Origin of the sequence: Burkholderia ambifaria AMMD (assembly GCF_000203915.1) — a bacterium.
GTDB classification, from domain to species: domain Bacteria; phylum Pseudomonadota; class Gammaproteobacteria; order Burkholderiales; family Burkholderiaceae; genus Burkholderia; species Burkholderia ambifaria.
Window position 1 is genome coordinate 2,570,316 of sequence record NC_008390.1, and the last position, 15,732, is coordinate 2,586,047.

Here is a 15,732-nt window from a genome sequence, read left to right on the forward strand (position 1 = left end):
GATGCCGGCCGCCGTGCACACGATCACGGCGGCGGCTCGACCGATTTCGCGGCCGGCGCGCCTGAGCGTGCCGGCCGCCCTGTTTTCTAGTCTGCGGGGAATCCCATGAAACTACTCGTCGTCGGTTCAGGCGGCCGCGAACATGCGCTCGCGTGGAAGCTCGCGCAATCGCCGCGCGTCCAGATGGTCTACGTCGCGCCGGGCAATGGCGGCACGGCGCAAGACGCGCGTCTGAAAAACGTCGACATCACGTCGCTCGACGCGCTGGCCGATTTCGCGGAAAGCGAAGGCGTCGCGTTCACGCTCGTCGGGCCGGAAGCGCCGCTCGCGGCCGGCATCGTCAACCTGTTCCGCGCCCGCGGCCTGAAGGTGTTCGGCCCGACCCGCGAAGCCGCGCAGCTCGAAAGCTCGAAGGATTTCGCGAAGGCGTTCATGAAGCGTCACGGCATTCCGACCGCCGACTACGAAACCTTCTCCGACGCCGCCGCCGCGCACGCGTACATCGACGCGAAGGGTGCGCCGATCGTCGTGAAGGCAGACGGCCTCGCGGCCGGCAAGGGTGTCGTCGTCGCGATGACGCTGGAAGAAGCGCACGCCGCGGTCGACATGATGCTGTCGGGCAACAAGCTGGGCGACGCCGGCGCGCGCGTCGTGATCGAGGAATTCCTCGACGGCGAGGAAGCGAGCTTCATCGTGATGGTCGACGGCAAGCACGCGCTGGCACTGGCATCGAGCCAGGACCACAAGCGCCTGCTCGACGAGGACCGCGGCCCGAACACGGGCGGCATGGGCGCCTATTCGCCCGCGCCGATCGTCACGCCGCAGATGCACGCACGCGTGATGCGCGAAATCATCATGCCGACGGTCCGCGGGATGGAAAAGGACGGCATCCGCTTCACGGGCTTCCTGTATGCGGGCCTGATGATCGACAAGGAAGGCAATCCGCGCACGCTCGAGTTCAACTGCCGGATGGGCGACCCCGAGACGCAGCCGATCATGGCGCGCCTGAAGAGCGATTTTTCGAAGGTCGTCGAACAGGCGATCGCGGGCACGCTCGATTCGGTCGAGCTCGACTGGGATCGCCGCACCGCGCTCGGCGTCGTGCTGGCCGCGCACGGCTATCCGGACGCGCCGCGCAAGGGCGACCGCATCAACGGGATCCCGGCCGAGACGGCCCAGGCCGTGACGTTCCATGCAGGCACGACGCTCGCCGAAGGCGACAAGCTCATTACCTCGGGCGGCCGCGTGCTGTGCGTGGTCGGCCTCGCCGATTCGGTGCGCGAAGCGCAGCAGCATGCATACGACACGATCAACCAGATCAATTTCGAAGGCATGCAGTACCGGCGCGACATCGGCTTCCGTGCACTGAACCGGAAGAGCGCGTGACGCACTGACCGCCTGCCCGCGCAGGCCCCTCTGCCGGGGTTCGATAGAATGCCCGGCAGTGGCCTTTTTTACGGCCCCCGCTTCGCGCGGGGGCATCCAGTCCAGACATGACCGATTCCACCTACGACGTGCCCCGCGTGCGCACGTACCTCCAGGGCCTGCAAGCTCGCATCGCCGACGCGCTCGGCGCGCTCGACGGCACGCCGCTCGCGACCGACGCATGGCAGCGCGGCCCTGAAGAGCGGCTGCGCGGCGGCGGCTGTACGCGGATTCTCGAAGGCGGCCGCGTGTTCGAGCGCGCGGGGATCGGTTTTTCCGACGTGGCGGGCGACGCGCTGCCGCCGTCGGCGAGCGCCGCGCGCCCGCAGCTGGCCGGCCGCGGTTTCGAGGCGCTCGGTGTGTCGCTCGTGCTGCACCCGCGCAACCCGTACTGCCCGACCGTACACATGAACGTGCGGATGCTGATCGCGACGAAGCCGGGCGAGGCGCCGATCTTCTGGTTCGGCGGCGGCATGGATCTGACACCGGTTTATCCGTTCGAGGACGACGCGCGGCATTTCCACCAGGTCTGCAAGGACGCGCTCGATCCGTTCGGCGCCGAGCTCTACCCGCGCTTCAAGACCTGGTGCGACGAGTATTTCTTCCTGAAGCACCGCAACGAGACGCGCGGCATCGGCGGGATCTTCTTCGACGATTTCTCCGAGCCCGGATTCGAACGCTCGTTTGAGATGATGCAAAGCGTCGGCGACGCGTTCCTGAACGCGTACCTGCCGATCGTCGAGCGCCGTGCCGCGCTGCCGTATGGCGAGCGCGAGCGCGACTTCCAGGCTTACCGGCGCGGCCGCTACGTCGAATTCAACCTCGTGTTCGACCGCGGCACGCTGTTCGGCCTGCAAAGCGGCGGCCGGACCGAATCGATCCTGATGTCGATGCCGCCGGTCGCGAACTGGCGCTACAACTGGCAACCCGAGCCGGGTTCGCCGGAAGCGCGCCTGAGCGAGTTTCTCGTGCCGCGCGACTGGGTCTGAGCCCGCCGCGCCCCGCCGCCCCAAGAACAGGACACGTTTTTCTGGACACCACCGCCCGCCCCACCCCGCAGCCGCACCCGCCGTTACGTCGCATCGGCCTGCTGGGCGGCACGTTCGACCCGATCCACGACGGTCACCTCGCGCTCGCGCGCCGGTTCGCCGACGTGCTCGGCCTGACCGAGCTCGCGCTGCTGCCGGCCGGGCAGCCGTACCAGAAGCGCGACGTGTCGGCCGCCGAGCATCGGCTCGCGATGACGCGCGCCGCCGCCGGCTCGCTGCATCTGCCCGGCGTGACCGTCACCGTCGCGACCGACGAGATCGAGCACGCCGGCCCGACCTATACGGTCGAGACGCTCGCGCGCTGGCGCGAGCGGATCGGCCCCGACGCATCGCTGTCGCTGCTGATCGGCGCCGACCAGCTGGTTCGGCTCGACACCTGGCGCGACTGGCGCAAGCTGTTCGACTACGCGCACGTGTGCGCGTCGACGCGCCCGGGTTTCGACCTTGGCGCGGCGTCACCTGCCGTCACGCAGGAAATCGCGCGGCGGCAGGCCGGCGCCGACGTGCTGAAAACCACGCCGGCCGGCCACCTGCTGATCGATACGACGCTGGCGTTCGATATCGCCGCAACCGACATCCGCGCGCATCTGCGCGAATGCATCGCGCGTCACGCGCAAATGCCCGATGCGTCGGCCGAGCATGTGCCGGCCGCCGTCTGGGCCTATATTCTTCAACATCGTCTCTACCATTCCTGATTCCATGGATATCCGCAAACTGCAGCGCGTGATCGTCGACGCACTCGAAGACATCAAGGCGCAAGACATCAAGGTGTTCAACACCAGCCATCTGACCGAACTGTTCGACCGCGTGATCGTCGCGTCGGGCACGTCGAACCGCCAGACCAAGGCACTCGCGTCGAGCGTGCGCGACAAGGTCAAGGAAGCCGGCGGCGACATCGTCAGCTCCGAGGGCGAAGACACCGGCGAATGGGTGCTGGTCGACTGCGGCGACGCCGTCGTGCACATCCTGCAACCGGCGCTGCGCCAGTATTACAACCTCGAGGAAATCTGGGGCGACAAGCCCGTGCGGATGAAGCTCGGCGGCGGCAAGGACGGTTTCGCGACGGCCAGCGAAGGCGAGGACGACGAGGAAGAAGCGCCCGCACGCCCGGCGCGCAAGACGGCGGCCCGCCGCCGCTGAGTCGCAGCGAGTCGTCCCGATGAAGCTTTTCATCCTCGCGGTCGGCCACAAGATGCCCGGCTGGATCGCGTCCGGCTTCGACGAATACACGAAGCGGATGCCGCCCGAGCTGCGCATCGAGCTGCGCGAGATCAAGCCCGAACTGCGTTCGGGCGGCCGCAGCGCGGACAGCGTGATGGCGGCCGAGCGGCAGAAGATCGAGGCCGCGCTGCCGAAGGGTGCGCGCATCGTCGCGCTCGACGAGCGCGGCCGCGACTGGACCACCATGCAGCTCGCGCAGGCGCTGCCCGGCTGGCAGCAAGACGGCCGTGACGTCGCGTTCGTGATCGGCGGCGCCGACGGGCTCGATCCGGAACTGAAAGCGCGCGCCGACGTGCTGCTGCGCATCTCCAGCATGACGCTGCCGCACGGGATGGTACGCGTGCTGCTTGCCGAACAGCTTTACCGGGCGTGGAGCATCACGCAGAATCATCCCTATCATCGCGCATGACGTGCCGTCCTCGGACGCGCGCCGCGCGCGCTCACCGAGATAACGACACCATGCCGTCCAGCACGTCCTCCGCCCTTTTCCCGCTCCTTTACCTCGCTTCACAAAGCCCACGCCGCCAGGAATTGCTGCAGCAGATCGGCGTGCGCTTCGAGCTGCTGCTGCCGCGCGCCGACGAGGACGCCGAGGCGCTCGAAGCCGAACTGCCCGGCGAAGCCCCCGACACGTACGTGCGGCGCGTCACCGTCGCGAAGGCCGAGGCCGCGCGTGCGCGCCTGGTTGCGAGCGGCAAGCCGGCCGCGCCGGTGCTCGTCGCCGATACCACGGTGACGATCGACGGCGCGATCCTCGGCAAGCCGGCCGATGCCGACGACGCGCTCGCGATGCTGACCCGCCTCGCGGGCCGCGAACACGAGGTGCTGACCGCGGTTGCCGTGATCGGCGCCGACGGCGAACTGCTGCCGCCCGCGCTGTCGCGCTCGTCGGTGCGCTTTTCGGCTGCACCGCGCGACGCCTTCGCGCGCTACGTCGAAACCGGCGAGCCGTTCGGCAAGGCGGGCGCGTATGCGATCCAGGGGCGCGCCGCCGAATTCATCGAGCGAATCGACGGTTCCCATTCGGGTATCATGGGTCTGCCCCTTTTTGAGACTGCCGCGTTGCTCCGCACCGCGCGCGTCGCCTTCTGAATCCCACCATGAACGAAGAAATCCTGATCAACCTCACGCCCCAGGAAACACGGGTCGCACTCGTCCAGCAAGGCGCGGTGCAGGAGCTTCACGTCGAGCGCACGCTGTCGCGCGGGCGGGTCGGCAACATCTACCTCGGCAAGGTCGTGCGCGTGCTACCCGGCATGCAGTCGGCGTTCATCGACATCGGCCTGGAACGCGCGGCGTTCCTGCACGTCGCGGACATCTGGCATCCGCGCCTCGCCGGCGAGCCGCAGTCGGGCACGCCGCACCAGCCGATCGAGAAGATCGTGTTCGAAGGCCAGACGCTGATGGTCCAGGTGATCAAGGATCCGATCGGCACGAAGGGCGCGCGACTGTCGACGCAAGTCAGCATCGCGGGCCGCACGCTCGTGTATCTGCCGCAGGAGCCGCACATCGGCATCTCGCAGAAAATCGAGAGCGAGGCCGAGCGCGAGGCCGTGCGCGCGCGCCTGACCGCCGTGATCCCGCCGGACGAGAAAGGCGGCTACATCGTGCGCACGATCGCCGAGGATGCGACCTCCGAGGAGCTGGCCGGCGACGTCACGTACCTGCGCAAGACCTGGGCGACGATCGTCGCGCAGGCGCAGCGGCTGCCGGCGACGAGCCTGCTGTACCAGGATCTCGACCTCGCGCAGCGCGTGCTGCGCGATTTCTCGAACGACGACACGACGCGTATCCAGGTCGATTCTCGCGAGACGTACCAGCGCCTCGCGGAATTCGCGGACGAGTTCACGCCGGCGGTGAGTCCGAAGCTGCATCACTACACCGGCGAGCGGCCGCTGTTCGACCTGTACAACATCGAGACGGAGATCCAGCGCGCGCTGTCGCGCCGCGTCGACCTGAAGTCGGGCGGCTACCTGATGATCGACCAGACCGAGGCGATGACGACGATCGACGTGAACACCGGCGGCTACGTCGGCGCACGCAACTTCGACGACACGATCTTCAAGACCAACCTCGAGGCCGCGCACACGATCGCGCGGCAATTGCGGCTGCGCAATCTCGGCGGGATCATCATCATCGACTTCATCGACATGGAGAACGCCGAGCATCGCGACGCGGTGCTGTCGGAGCTGAAGAAGGCGCTGTCGCGCGACCGCACGCGCGTGACGGTCAACGGCTTCTCGCAGCTCGGGCTCGTCGAGATGACGCGCAAGCGCACGCGCGAATCGCTCGCGCACGTGCTGTGCGAGCCGTGCCCGACCTGCCAGGGCAAGGGCCAGGTGAAGACGTCGCGCACCGTGTGCTACGACATCCTGCGCGAGATCCTGCGCGAGTCGCGCCAGTTCAATCCGCGCGAATTCCGCGTGATCGCCGCGCAGCAGGTGATCGACCTGTTCCTCGACGAGGAGTCGCAGCATCTCGCGATGCTGATCGACTTCATCGGCAAGCCGGTGTCGCTGCAGGTCGAGTCGAACCTGAGCCAGGAGCAGTACGATATCGTGCTGATGTAACCTCCTGCCTGCCCGCCGCCGGCTTTGCCGCGCGGCGCCCCGATGCGGCCGCCCGGGCCGCTTGCGCATGTCGCGCCAGCGCCCGCCGCCGCCCTTTTTCTTTTCACGTACATCCCACACCATGAGCCAACGCCACAACCGCCGCCAGCGCAAGAAACTCCACATCGCCGAATTCCAGGAACTCGCGTTCAACGCGACCGCGCAATACCGCAACGAGCTGTCCGATCTCGAGCGCGGCCAGCTGATCGATTCGTTCATCGATTTCGTCGAAGCGAACGGGCTGCTCACCGTCGCGTCCGCCGACGAAGGGATCGGCGCCTACGTGATCTCCGGCGCGCCGCGCGGCACGACCACCGACGCCGACCGCGAGAGCGTGCGTGCATGGCTGGCCGCACGGCCGGAGCTGACCGACGTCCAGGTCAGCGAATTCAGCGACGCGTGGTATCCGGACGCCTGACGCGCCGCTTGCTTCGTTCGTCGCGCGGCGCCCGCGCCTGCCCCCGTCAGGGCGGACCGGGCCGGCGCCGCCGCTTCACCCGCACGTCTCCCCTTCCTCCCTGCTTCTCGCCTACCCATCACACGACGCGCCCCGTGTCGATCGTGATTAGCCCGATTCCGGCAGTGAATCGGACGCTTACTTCAATTTAACGATCATTAAAAGACGGCTCGCGCAGACGGTCCTACCCTGATCGTACGAATCCGGTGATTTCCGGCACGATCGGCAAGCAAGACGAAAGAATGCAAACGACTCGTCCTGCAAGCGCTCCGGATTCCGACTCAGGCGAAGACGCGACACGGCGACAGGTCAATCAGGGAGACAACAACGACGCGCGCGCCGCTTCACTTCCGCAGCGACCGCACGCCGGCGCACACGAAGGCCGCCTGATCCATTTCCATAATCGAGACGAGGAAGACATGAACGCGCCCACCACCCATCAAGCAGGACTCCGAATGATCATGATCGCGGCAGGCGTTGCGGCGCTGATGTCGCTGGCCGCGTGCGGCGGCTCCGGCTCGCTGAGCAAGGGCACCGGCGGCTCCGGGTCGGGGTCCGGCGACACGACGGCGTCGACCGGCGGCACCGGCAACGGTACGAGCGGCACGTCGGCATCGACCGGCGGTACCGGCAGCACCGGCAGCACCGGCAACGGCGCGAGCGGCTCGTCGGCCAACGGCGTCGGCCAGACGCTCGCGGCGTCGAGCAACATCGTGACGGCCGGCGGCGGCGCCATCTCGGGCGTCGGCACGGCGATCGGGGCCCAAACGCTGCCGGGCACGAACCCCGCGACCACGCAGGGGCTCGGCGCGGTCGTGCAGGATGTCGGCGCGGCCGTCACGACGCTCGGCACCGGCCTCGGCTCGGGCCTCGGCCAGCTCGGCGCGTCGTCGAATCCGGTCGGCACGACGGTCGCGAGCACGGGCGGCGTGGTCACGGATCTCGGCCAGGCCGTCGCCGCGACGGGCGGGGTCGTGTCGAGCCTGGGGGCCAGCGGTTCCGCACTGGCGCCGCTTGCGCCCGTCACGTCGCCCGTCGGCGGTGCGGTGACGATGCTCGGCAACACGATCGCGGGCGGCGGCGCGACGCTCGGCACGCAGCTGTCGACCGGCCCGGTCGCGCAAGTGACGGGCGCGGCCAGCTCGGCGATCACGCCGATCACGACGACGGTCGGCTCGCTCACGCAGACGGCCGCCGCCAGCACGCCGCTCGGCGCGCCGCTGACGAACCTCGTCACGACCGTCGGCAACGGTGTCGCGAACGCCGGCACGACGATCGCGAAGACGGGCAACAATCCGGTCACGACCGGCGTCGGCAACGTCGTGACCGCGACCGGCAACACGGTCGCCACCGCAGGCACCGCGCTGCTGGGCGGCGGCGCGGCCGCGACGAATCCGCTCGCCCCGGTGACGGGGCTCCTGTCGACCGGCGCACTCGGTGGCACGACGGGCGGCAGCAAACCGGCCGGCACGCTCACGTCGGCGGTCGGCGGCCTGACGGGCGGCAGCGGCACCGGCGTGCTGTCGAATACCGGCGGCGGCCTGCTCGCCCCGGTCACGACGACGCTGGGCACGCTGGTCAAAAAGTAACGTCACGCCGGCAGCCCCTGCGGCGCCCGTACCGTCGTCGACGGTCGGGCGCCGCGTGCGTTATGGCCCCTTATGCGTCCGATGCCGCCCGCCCGGCAATCGATCGCTACCCTTTCCCCGCCATTGCGCGCCCGATCCTGCGCAGAAATCGGTCCTGAAAGGAAGACACGTTAAACTCTCACCTCGCGAGGTGCGCCGCCCGCACCCGCCATCCATCGCCAGCCGCGCGCCTGCAGGCCCGGCCCCCGACCCATGGAGTGAGTGTCAATGAGCGGCGGACTCCCGTTTCCCGCATCCCGAATGTCGTTCCCGTCCTCGACGGTCTTCCTGGTGCTCGCCGCCGCGCTGCTGTCCGGCTGCAGCTTGCTGCCGACCCAGAATCCGCCCGCGCCGATCAGCGAGGCGCTCATCGAGCCCGTCCGGGAAACCGCCGGCGAGCCGCTGACGATGCCGCCCGTGCCCGCGCCGACGCACCCGGAGGAACCGGAAGCGCCGAAAAAGCCGCACCGCGAGGTGCCGCGGCCGAAGCCGGTGCAACGTGCCGAACCGCCGGCCCCGCCGCCTCCGCCGCCGCCCCCGCTCGTCGCGACCCGCCCGCTCGACCGCACCCAGATCCATGCGCTGCTCGACAGCGAAGTCGCGCGCCGCAACGGCAAGGTGATCGGCCGCGCGGTCGACATGGTGATCGACACGAGCGGCAAGCCGCGCGAGATGATCGTCAACCTGCAGGGTTTCATGGGCATCGGCGACCGCAAGGTCATCTTCCCGTGGAACGTGTTCCGCTTTACGCCGGGCGGCAAGCAGGAGCCGATCGTGCTCGACGTGCCGTCGGGCGACCTGCCGCCTGCCGCGAGGCCCAAGGCCGTGCCGCTGTCGGGTTCGGCCGCGGCGTCGCCCGCCACGCGGCTGCCGCTGCTCGACAGCGACGTCGAGCGCCCGAACGGCACGAAGATCGGCCGCGTCGTCGACGTGCTGATCGACCGCGCCGCGCAGCCGCAGGCCGTCGTGCTCGACCTCGGCGGCCTCGTCAATACCGACCGCCGTTCGATCGCCGCGAGCTGGGGCGCGCTGCGCTTCGTCACGCGTGACAAGGCGCTGCGCCCGCAGCTCGACCTCAACGACGCACAGATCAAGGCGGCGCCGCCCTACGCGGCCGACAAGCCGATCGTCGCGGTCTACCCGCCCGTTGCCCCGGCACCGGCGCAGGCTTCCTCTGCGAGTGCGACCCGATGACGATCAAGCATTCCGTCACCGTACGTAGTCTGCGGTCCCTCGACTGGCTCAACTTTTTCGTTGCAAACGTTCAAACCGGGTTCGGTCCGTTCATCGCGTCCTACCTCGCGTCGCACAAGTGGACGCAGGGCGAGATCGGCATGGTGCTGTCGATCGGCACGATCAGCGCGATGGTCAGCCAGGTGCCGGGCGGCGCCGCCGTCGACGCGCTGAAGAACAAGAAAGGCGCGGCCGCCTGGGCGATCGTGGCCATCATCCTGTCCGCGGTGCTGCTCGCGTCGAGCCCGACGATCGTGCCGGTGATCGCGGCCGAAGTGTTCCACGGCTTCGCGAGCTGCATGCTCGTGCCGGCGATGGCCGCGATCTCGTTCTCGCTGGTCGGTCGCGCCGATCTCGGCGACCGGCTCGGCCGCAACGCGCGCTGGGCGTCGATCGGCAGCGCGGTCGCGGCGGGCCTGATGGGGCTCACCGGCGAGTATTTCTCCGCGCGCGCGGTGTTCTGGCTGACCGCCGTGCTGGCCTTGCCCGCACTGTTCGCGCTCGCGATGATCCAGCCGACGCACGAAGTGATTCCGCAATCGTCGAAACCCGACGATGACGACGAAGGCGAGCACCGCGAGACGCTGCTCGAGCTGCTGCGCGATCGCCGGATGCTGATCTTCGCGTCGTGCGTCGTGCTGTTCCACCTGTCGAACGCGGCGATGCTCAACCTCGCGGCCGGCGAAGTCACGGCCGGGATGGGCGAGAACGTGCAGCTCGTGATCGCCGCGTGCATCATCGTGCCGCAGGCGATCGTCGCGATGCTGTCGCCGTGGGTCGGCCGCTCGTCGCAACGCTGGGGTCGAAGGCCGATCCTGCTGCTCGGCTTCTCCGCGCTGCCGGTGCGCGCGCTGCTGTTCGCCGGCGTGAGCAGCCCGTACCTGCTCGTGCCGGTGCAGATGCTCGACGGCATCAGCGCGGCCGTGTTCGGCGTGATGCTGCCGCTGATCGCGGCCGACGTCGCGGGCGGCAAGGGCCGCTACAACCTGTGCATCGGGCTGTTCGGACTTGCGGCCGGCATCGGCGCGACGCTCAGCACGGCCGTGGCCGGCTATGTCGCCGATCACTTCGGCAACACGACCAGTTTCTTCGGGCTGGCCGCGGCCGGCGCGCTCGCGGCGCTGCTGGTCTGGCTCGCGATGCCCGAAACGCGCGTCGACAACGGCGACGTGACCGCCGGCGAGCCGGCCGACGCGTCGCCCGAACAGGCGCACTGACGCCCCCGCTTCCCGGCACGACACGATGGATACGATCAGGACACTCAACGAAGCCCGCCAGCAGATCCAGCAGTCGATCTTCGATCTGTTCAAGGGGTTGACCTTCGGCGAACGGCTCACGCAGGGTGCGCTGATGGCGCTGCAGGCGGTGTGCGGCGCGTGCCTCGCGTACACGATCGGCCGCGCGCTGCACACCGAACAGGCCGTGTGGGCGGCGGTCACCGCGATCGCCGTCACGCAGCACAACTACTCGGACACGATGTCGCTGTCGCGCGACCAGTTCATCGGCGCGATGATCGGCGGCCTGCTCGGCTTCGCGGGCGCGGCGCTCGGCGGCGACCGCCTCGTCGCCTATGCGCTCGCGGTCGCGCTCACGATCGTCAGCTGCTGGTGCCTGAACGTCGGCAGCGCGGCGCGGCTCGGCGGCGTGACCGCGACGATCGTGCTGCTGTTTCCGGGCAACGGCCCGCTATGGGATATTCCGCTGATGCGACTCGGGGAAGTGGCGCTCGGCACCGTGTGCGCGCTGGCCGTGTGCTGGGCGATGTCGCTGATCGAGCGACGCTGGTTCCGCCGGGCGGCGGCAAAGTGACGCGGCGCCGGGCAACGCGCCCGGCAGCCGGATGAACCATCGGAAAGAAACGTTACGGACCGACCCGCAGCACGATGCCCGAACCGATCTGCACGAGCAGGTAGTCGCCACCGACGCCCACCCACTGATAGCCGCGCGGCGGCGCACTCAGGTGATAGCCGCGCCAGTCCTCGACCACGTACTGGCGATCGCGGAATTCGCCGGGAAGCCGGTCGCCCTTGTGCCACTCGCGATGCGGCTGGTCGGCCCAGCGCGGCGGCACGTCGTCCTCGTGGCGCATCTGGCCGGGTGGCATGTGCTTCGGGCCATGCCCGCGGTGCATGCCATGATTGCCGTGGTTGTCGTCGTTGCCATGACCCTGCGCCATGGCCGCGGGTGCCGCGAAACCCGCCACGATCAGCGCGGCCAGCATCGTCCCGTGCATCTTCTTCATTGTTCTTCCCTCCGAGTTGTCACGTCGAACCGGAAACAACGGTGCCTGCCCGATCAAGACTAGCACACCGGCATGACCCGGCGGCATGCCCCGGCGTCACGCCGCCTGCTGCTGGTACTGGATCCGGTGGAGGTGCGCGTACAGCCCGCCGTGGCGCAGCAGTTCTTCGTGGCTGCCCTCTTCGACGATCTTGCCGGCTTCGAGCACGAGGATCCGGTCCGCACGCTCGATCGTCGACAGCCGGTGCGCGATCACGAGCGTCGTGCGCCCTTCCATCAGCCGCTCGAGCGCGGCCTGCACGTGGCGCTCGGACTCCGAATCGAGCGCGGAGGTCGCCTCGTCGAGGATCAGGATCGGCGCGTCCTTGTAGATCGCGCGCGCGATCGCGAGCCGCTGCCGCTGGCCGCCCGACAGACGCATCCCGTTGCCGCCGACCAGCGTGTCGAGCCCGTCGGGCATCGCGGCGACCGCGTCGGCAAGGTTCGCGGCCTCGAGTGCCGCCTGCACGCGCGCACGATCGGGCGTCTGGCCATACGCGACGTTCGCGGCGATCGTGTCGTTGAACAGCACGACGTCCTGGCTGACCATCGCCATCTGGCCGCGCAGCGCGTGCAGGTCGTAGTCGGCCACCGGCACGCCGTCGACCAGGATCGCGCCGCCCGTGGGGTCGAAGAAGCGCGGCAGCAGGTTCACGAGGGTCGTCTTGCCGCTGCCCGACGGCCCCGCGAGCGCGATCATCTCGCCCGGCGCGACCTTGAACGAAATGCGGTCGAGCGTCGGCCGCTCGGAGGCGCCGTAGTCGAACGACACGCCGCGGAATTCGATCTCGCCGCGCGCGTGCGGCAGCGCACGGCCGCCGCCCTGCGGCTCGCCCGGCTCGTCGATCAGCCCGAAGATCAGCTCGGCGGCCGTCATCCCGCGCTGCAGCGGCTGGTTCACGTCGATCAGGTGCTTGAGCGGCGAAATCACCAGCAGCATCGACGTGACGAACGCGACGAAGCCGCCGACCGTCGTCTGATCGTTGGTCGACTGCACGACCGCGATCGTGATCACGACCGCGAGCGCGATCGACGCGAGGAACTGCGTCAGCGGCTGCGCGAGGCCGCCCGAGATCGTCATGCGCATCGCGTAGCCGCGCAGGCGCTTGCTCATCGCGGTGAAGCGGTCCATCTCGTACGTCTCGCCGTTGTGCACCTTGACGACCTTGTAGCCGCCGACCGTCTCCTCGACGATGTACGACAGCTCGTTGGTCAGCGTCTGGTGCTCGCGGTTCAGGCGGCGCAGGCGGCGGTTGATCTTGCTGACGAGCCAGCCGATGCCCGGCAGGATCACCGCGACGATCAGCGTGAGCCGCCAGTTCAGGTAGAACAGGTAGCCGAGCAGGAACATCACCGTCAGCGAGTCGCGCACGAGCGTGACCATCACGCCGGTCAGCACCGCGAGGATCTGGTTGACCTCGAACACGATCGCGTTGATCACCGTGCTCGCCGTCTCGCGCTGGAAGAACGACGCGCCCGTGTGCAGCATCCGCTGGAACATTTCGAGCCGCAGCTGCAGCAGGATGCGGTTCGATACGTAGTTGAGCAGGTAATTCGATGTGTACTGCGACACGCCGCGCACGAGCGCGAGGCCGATCACGGCCATCGGCACGTACCATTTCGCGCGATCGCTGCCGTGCGAGCCGAAGCCGTGGTCGAGCAGCGGCTTGAGCAGCGCCGGAATCCCGGCTTCGGTGGCCGCGACGACGCCCATCGTGACGACGGCGAGCACCACGATGCCGATCAGCGGCCGGATGTACGGCCACAGGCGCTTGAGAACCGTGAACGGCGACGTGCCCGTGCCGTCCATCGGTTTGCGAAGAGTGTTCTGGGTTTCCAAGGCAATCCTTCTTGAGCCGCGACGCGGCGCCCGGGGCATGGCTGCCCGGGATTCGCCCAGTCCGGCGGTTGCCGAAAAAGGCCCAACATTATAGCTGTACCGCCCGCGCCGGCACGGCCGTTGCCGAAGCGGCCGCCGGCCGGTGCGCGGGTATACTGCCGCTCACCGTTTTCTCCGCCTTTTTCGACGATTTCATGGCAGAACCCACCCTCGGCGTCGCCCTCATCGCCCTCAACGCGGCCGCGCGGCTCGCGCAGTGCCTCGACGCGCTGGCCTTCGCCGACGACGTCGTCGTGATCGACGGCGGCAGCACCGACGATACCGTCGCGATCGCTCGTGCACATGGCGCGCGCGTGATCGTCGAGCGCGACTGGCCGGGCTTCGGCCCGCAGAAGAACCGCGCGCTCGCCGCGCTCGACACCGACTGGATCCTGTCGCTCGACACCGACGAGGTGGTCAGCCCCGAACTTGCGCAGTCGATCCGTGCGGCCATCCGCGCGCCGGCCGCGCAAGTCTACGCGCTCGACCGGCTGTCGAGCTTCTGCGGCCAGTGGATCCGCCACAGCGGCTGGTATCCGGACTGGGTGCCGCGCCTGTTCCGGCGCGGCGCCGCACGCTTCTCCGACGACCTGGTGCACGAGCGGCTCGTGTTCGACACGCCCGCGCAGCGGCTGGCGGGCAAGCTGATGCACTATTCATACGAGGATTTCGAAACCGTCGTGCGTAAGCTCGATGCGTATTCGACGGCCGGCGCGCGCCAGCGCCGCGCGGCCGGCCAGCGCGGCGGCTTCGGCAAGGCGCTCGCGCGCGGCGCATGGGCGTTCGTGCGGACCTACGTGCTGCGGCGCGGATTTCTCGACGGACGCGCGGGCTTCATGATCGCCGTGTTCAACGCGGAAACGGTGTACTACCGGTTCCTGAAGCTCGGCCACGAGCCGGCCCGCTGAGCGCGGGCCGCCCCGCCCCACCCCGACGCCGCCGGCATGCGGCCGGCCCGGCGTTACAATGCCGGGCTGCCCGCATGCGATGCGCGCCCCAAGCGCGGCGCCGCGCCACGCGCCGCCGACACGACGACCACCGAATCCGACCGCCATGTTCTCCATCATCATCCCGACCTGGAACAACCTGCCGTACCTCAAGCTCGTCGTCGACAGCCTGCGCCGTCATTCGGCGTACGACCACCAGATCATCGTGCACGTGAACGACGGCTCGGACGGCACGCTCGACTGGGTGCGCGGCGAAGGCATCGAGCACACCGCGTCGCCGACCAACATCGGCATCTGCCACGCGGTGAATCTGGCCGCCGCGCGCGCGACCCGCGACTACGTCGTCTACATGAACGACGACATGTACTGCTGCCCCGGCTGGGATGCGGCGCTCGTGCGGCGCATCGAGCAGATGCCGACCGACCTGTTCATGCTGTCCGGCACGATGGTCGAGCCGGTCGACACGCGCAACCCGTGCGTCGTCGTCAGTAATTTCGGCCGCGACGCCGAGCAGTTCGACGCGGCCGGCCTCGTCGCGGCCACGCCGCGGCTCGCGCGCGCGGACTGGCTCGGCTCGACCTGGCCGCCGACGCTCGTGCACCGCGACTGGTGGAACCGCATCGGCGGCTACAGCAGCGAGCTGTCGCCGGGGATGAGCAGCGACAACGACTTCTCGATGAAATTCTGGGACGCCGGCTGCCGGATCTTCCTCGGCGTCGGCGACAGCCTCGTCTATCACTTCCAGCAGAAGAGCACCGGCAAGATCGTCAAGAACGACGGCCGCCGCCAGTTCCTCAACAAATGGGGCATGACGCAGGCCACGTTCGACCGCTATTACCTGCATCGCGGCGAGCCGGCCGGCTCGCGTATCGCGCTCGACACGCCGACTGTCGACGGGCGCCTCAAGCGCGCGCTGCTGCGCTCGCGGATCAAGCGCGCGTTCAGCTGATCCGGCCCCGGAAACCTCGCGGAAACGCGCGCCGCTTCGCGTATACTGCGCGCTT

16 protein-coding genes are annotated in these 15,732 nt (G+C 68.9%); 14 read left to right on the plus strand and 2 right to left on the minus strand.

Annotation, left to right across the window (positions count from 1 at the left end):
• Positions 1-105: 105 nt before the first annotated feature.
• The 12 genes from purD (at position 106) to BAMB_RS11860 (ending at position 11,431) form a co-directional block, all read left to right on the plus strand.
• Positions 106-1,386, plus strand: coding sequence for a phosphoribosylamine--glycine ligase (gene purD, locus BAMB_RS11805; RefSeq protein ID WP_011657519.1), 1,281 nt, complete (start codon positions 106-108; stop codon positions 1,384-1,386).
• Between the two features lie 107 nt (positions 1,387-1,493).
• Complete coding sequence (gene hemF, locus BAMB_RS11810; RefSeq protein WP_011657520.1) at positions 1,494-2,414, plus strand: oxygen-dependent coproporphyrinogen oxidase; 921 nt, start codon at positions 1,494-1,496, stop codon at positions 2,412-2,414.
• Positions 2,411-3,169, plus strand: coding sequence for a nicotinate-nucleotide adenylyltransferase (locus BAMB_RS11815; protein WP_095211901.1), 759 nt, complete (start codon positions 2,411-2,413; stop codon positions 3,167-3,169). The genes hemF and BAMB_RS11815 overlap by 4 nt, the downstream gene beginning before the upstream one ends.
• Positions 3,170-3,173: 4 nt before the next feature.
• Positions 3,174-3,614 (plus strand): ribosome silencing factor, encoded by a 441-nt coding sequence (gene rsfS, locus BAMB_RS11820; RefSeq protein ID WP_006752218.1) that lies wholly within the window; start codon positions 3,174-3,176, stop codon positions 3,612-3,614.
• A gap of 19 nt (positions 3,615-3,633) precedes the next feature.
• Positions 3,634-4,104, plus strand: a complete 471-nt coding sequence (rlmH, locus tag BAMB_RS11825; RefSeq protein WP_011657522.1) for a 23S rRNA (pseudouridine(1915)-N(3))-methyltransferase RlmH — start codon at positions 3,634-3,636, stop codon at positions 4,102-4,104.
• A 50-nt stretch (positions 4,105-4,154) separates the two neighbouring features.
• Positions 4,155-4,787 (plus strand): Maf family protein, encoded by a 633-nt coding sequence (locus tag BAMB_RS11830; protein WP_041491225.1) that lies wholly within the window; start codon positions 4,155-4,157, stop codon positions 4,785-4,787.
• A gap of 8 nt (positions 4,788-4,795) precedes the next feature.
• Positions 4,796-6,265, plus strand: a complete 1,470-nt coding sequence (rng, locus tag BAMB_RS11835; RefSeq protein WP_011657524.1) for a ribonuclease G — start codon at positions 4,796-4,798, stop codon at positions 6,263-6,265.
• A 121-nt stretch (positions 6,266-6,386) separates the two neighbouring features.
• Positions 6,387-6,722, plus strand: coding sequence for a YggL 50S ribosome-binding family protein (locus tag BAMB_RS11840; protein WP_006752222.1), 336 nt, complete (start codon positions 6,387-6,389; stop codon positions 6,720-6,722).
• 458 nt (positions 6,723-7,180) lie between these two features.
• Positions 7,181-8,350 carry a collagen-like triple helix repeat-containing protein gene (locus BAMB_RS11845; protein WP_011657526.1) on the plus strand — a complete coding sequence of 390 codons (1,170 nt, stop codon included), beginning with the start codon at positions 7,181-7,183 and terminating at the stop codon, positions 8,348-8,350.
• A 267-nt stretch (positions 8,351-8,617) separates the two neighbouring features.
• Positions 8,618-9,583, plus strand: a complete 966-nt coding sequence (locus BAMB_RS11850) for a PRC-barrel domain-containing protein (protein WP_011657527.1) — start codon at positions 8,618-8,620, stop codon at positions 9,581-9,583.
• Positions 9,580-10,839: an MFS transporter gene (locus BAMB_RS11855; RefSeq protein WP_011657528.1), complete on the plus strand. Its 1,260-nt coding sequence runs from the start codon at positions 9,580-9,582 to the stop codon at positions 10,837-10,839. The genes BAMB_RS11850 and BAMB_RS11855 overlap by 4 nt, the downstream gene beginning before the upstream one ends.
• A gap of 25 nt (positions 10,840-10,864) precedes the next feature.
• A complete protein-coding gene (locus BAMB_RS11860; RefSeq protein WP_011657529.1) occupies positions 10,865-11,431 on the plus strand; it encodes an FUSC family protein in 567 nt (188 codons plus the stop codon).
• A 52-nt stretch (positions 11,432-11,483) separates the two neighbouring features.
• On the opposite strand, the gene BAMB_RS11865 is transcribed toward BAMB_RS11860, so the two are convergent.
• Positions 11,484-11,864, minus strand: coding sequence for an RcnB family protein (locus tag BAMB_RS11865; RefSeq protein WP_006752228.1), 381 nt, complete (start codon positions 11,862-11,864; stop codon positions 11,484-11,486).
• A gap of 96 nt (positions 11,865-11,960) precedes the next feature.
• Positions 11,961-13,712, minus strand: coding sequence for a lipid A export permease/ATP-binding protein MsbA (gene msbA / locus BAMB_RS11870; protein ID WP_011657530.1), 1,752 nt, complete (start codon positions 13,710-13,712; stop codon positions 11,961-11,963).
• A 224-nt stretch (positions 13,713-13,936) separates the two neighbouring features.
• Here msbA and BAMB_RS11875 point away from each other — a divergent pair, with 224 nt between their 5' ends.
• Together BAMB_RS11875 and BAMB_RS11880 are read left to right on the plus strand one after the other, a co-directional pair.
• Positions 13,937-14,689: a glycosyltransferase family 2 protein gene (locus tag BAMB_RS11875; RefSeq protein WP_011657531.1), complete on the plus strand. Its 753-nt coding sequence runs from the start codon at positions 13,937-13,939 to the stop codon at positions 14,687-14,689.
• Between the two features lie 145 nt (positions 14,690-14,834).
• Positions 14,835-15,677 carry a glycosyltransferase family 2 protein gene (locus tag BAMB_RS11880; protein ID WP_041491226.1) on the plus strand — a complete coding sequence of 281 codons (843 nt, stop codon included), beginning with the start codon at positions 14,835-14,837 and terminating at the stop codon, positions 15,675-15,677.
• Positions 15,678-15,732: the final 55 nt, after the last annotated feature.

Excerpts from the sequence above, each read along its gene's own strand:
- BAMB_RS11855 (WP_011657528.1), top strand. The coding sequence starts at position 9,580 with ATGACGATCAAGCATTCCGTCACCGTACGTAGTCTGCGGTCCCTCGAC.
- BAMB_RS11865 (WP_006752228.1), bottom strand. The coding sequence starts at position 11,864 with ATGAAGAAGATGCACGGGACGATGCTGGCCGCGCTGATCGTGGCGGGT.
- hemF (WP_011657520.1), top strand. The coding sequence starts at position 1,494 with ATGACCGATTCCACCTACGACGTGCCCCGCGTGCGCACGTACCTCCAG.
- purD (WP_011657519.1), top strand. The coding sequence starts at position 106 with ATGAAACTACTCGTCGTCGGTTCAGGCGGCCGCGAACATGCGCTCGCG.
- BAMB_RS11860 (WP_011657529.1), top strand. The coding sequence starts at position 10,865 with ATGGATACGATCAGGACACTCAACGAAGCCCGCCAGCAGATCCAGCAG.
- BAMB_RS11875 (WP_011657531.1), top strand. The coding sequence starts at position 13,937 with ATGGCAGAACCCACCCTCGGCGTCGCCCTCATCGCCCTCAACGCGGCC.
- BAMB_RS11850 (WP_011657527.1), top strand. The coding sequence starts at position 8,618 with ATGAGCGGCGGACTCCCGTTTCCCGCATCCCGAATGTCGTTCCCGTCC.
- BAMB_RS11880 (WP_041491226.1), top strand. The coding sequence starts at position 14,835 with ATGTTCTCCATCATCATCCCGACCTGGAACAACCTGCCGTACCTCAAG.
- BAMB_RS11845 (WP_011657526.1), top strand. The coding sequence starts at position 7,181 with ATGAACGCGCCCACCACCCATCAAGCAGGACTCCGAATGATCATGATC.
- rlmH (WP_011657522.1), top strand. The coding sequence starts at position 3,634 with ATGAAGCTTTTCATCCTCGCGGTCGGCCACAAGATGCCCGGCTGGATC.
- BAMB_RS11840 (WP_006752222.1), top strand. The coding sequence starts at position 6,387 with ATGAGCCAACGCCACAACCGCCGCCAGCGCAAGAAACTCCACATCGCC.
- rsfS (WP_006752218.1), top strand. The coding sequence starts at position 3,174 with ATGGATATCCGCAAACTGCAGCGCGTGATCGTCGACGCACTCGAAGAC.
- BAMB_RS11830 (WP_041491225.1), top strand. The coding sequence starts at position 4,155 with ATGCCGTCCAGCACGTCCTCCGCCCTTTTCCCGCTCCTTTACCTCGCT.
- msbA (WP_011657530.1), bottom strand. The coding sequence starts at position 13,712 with ATGGACGGCACGGGCACGTCGCCGTTCACGGTTCTCAAGCGCCTGTGG.
- rng (WP_011657524.1), top strand. The coding sequence starts at position 4,796 with ATGAACGAAGAAATCCTGATCAACCTCACGCCCCAGGAAACACGGGTC.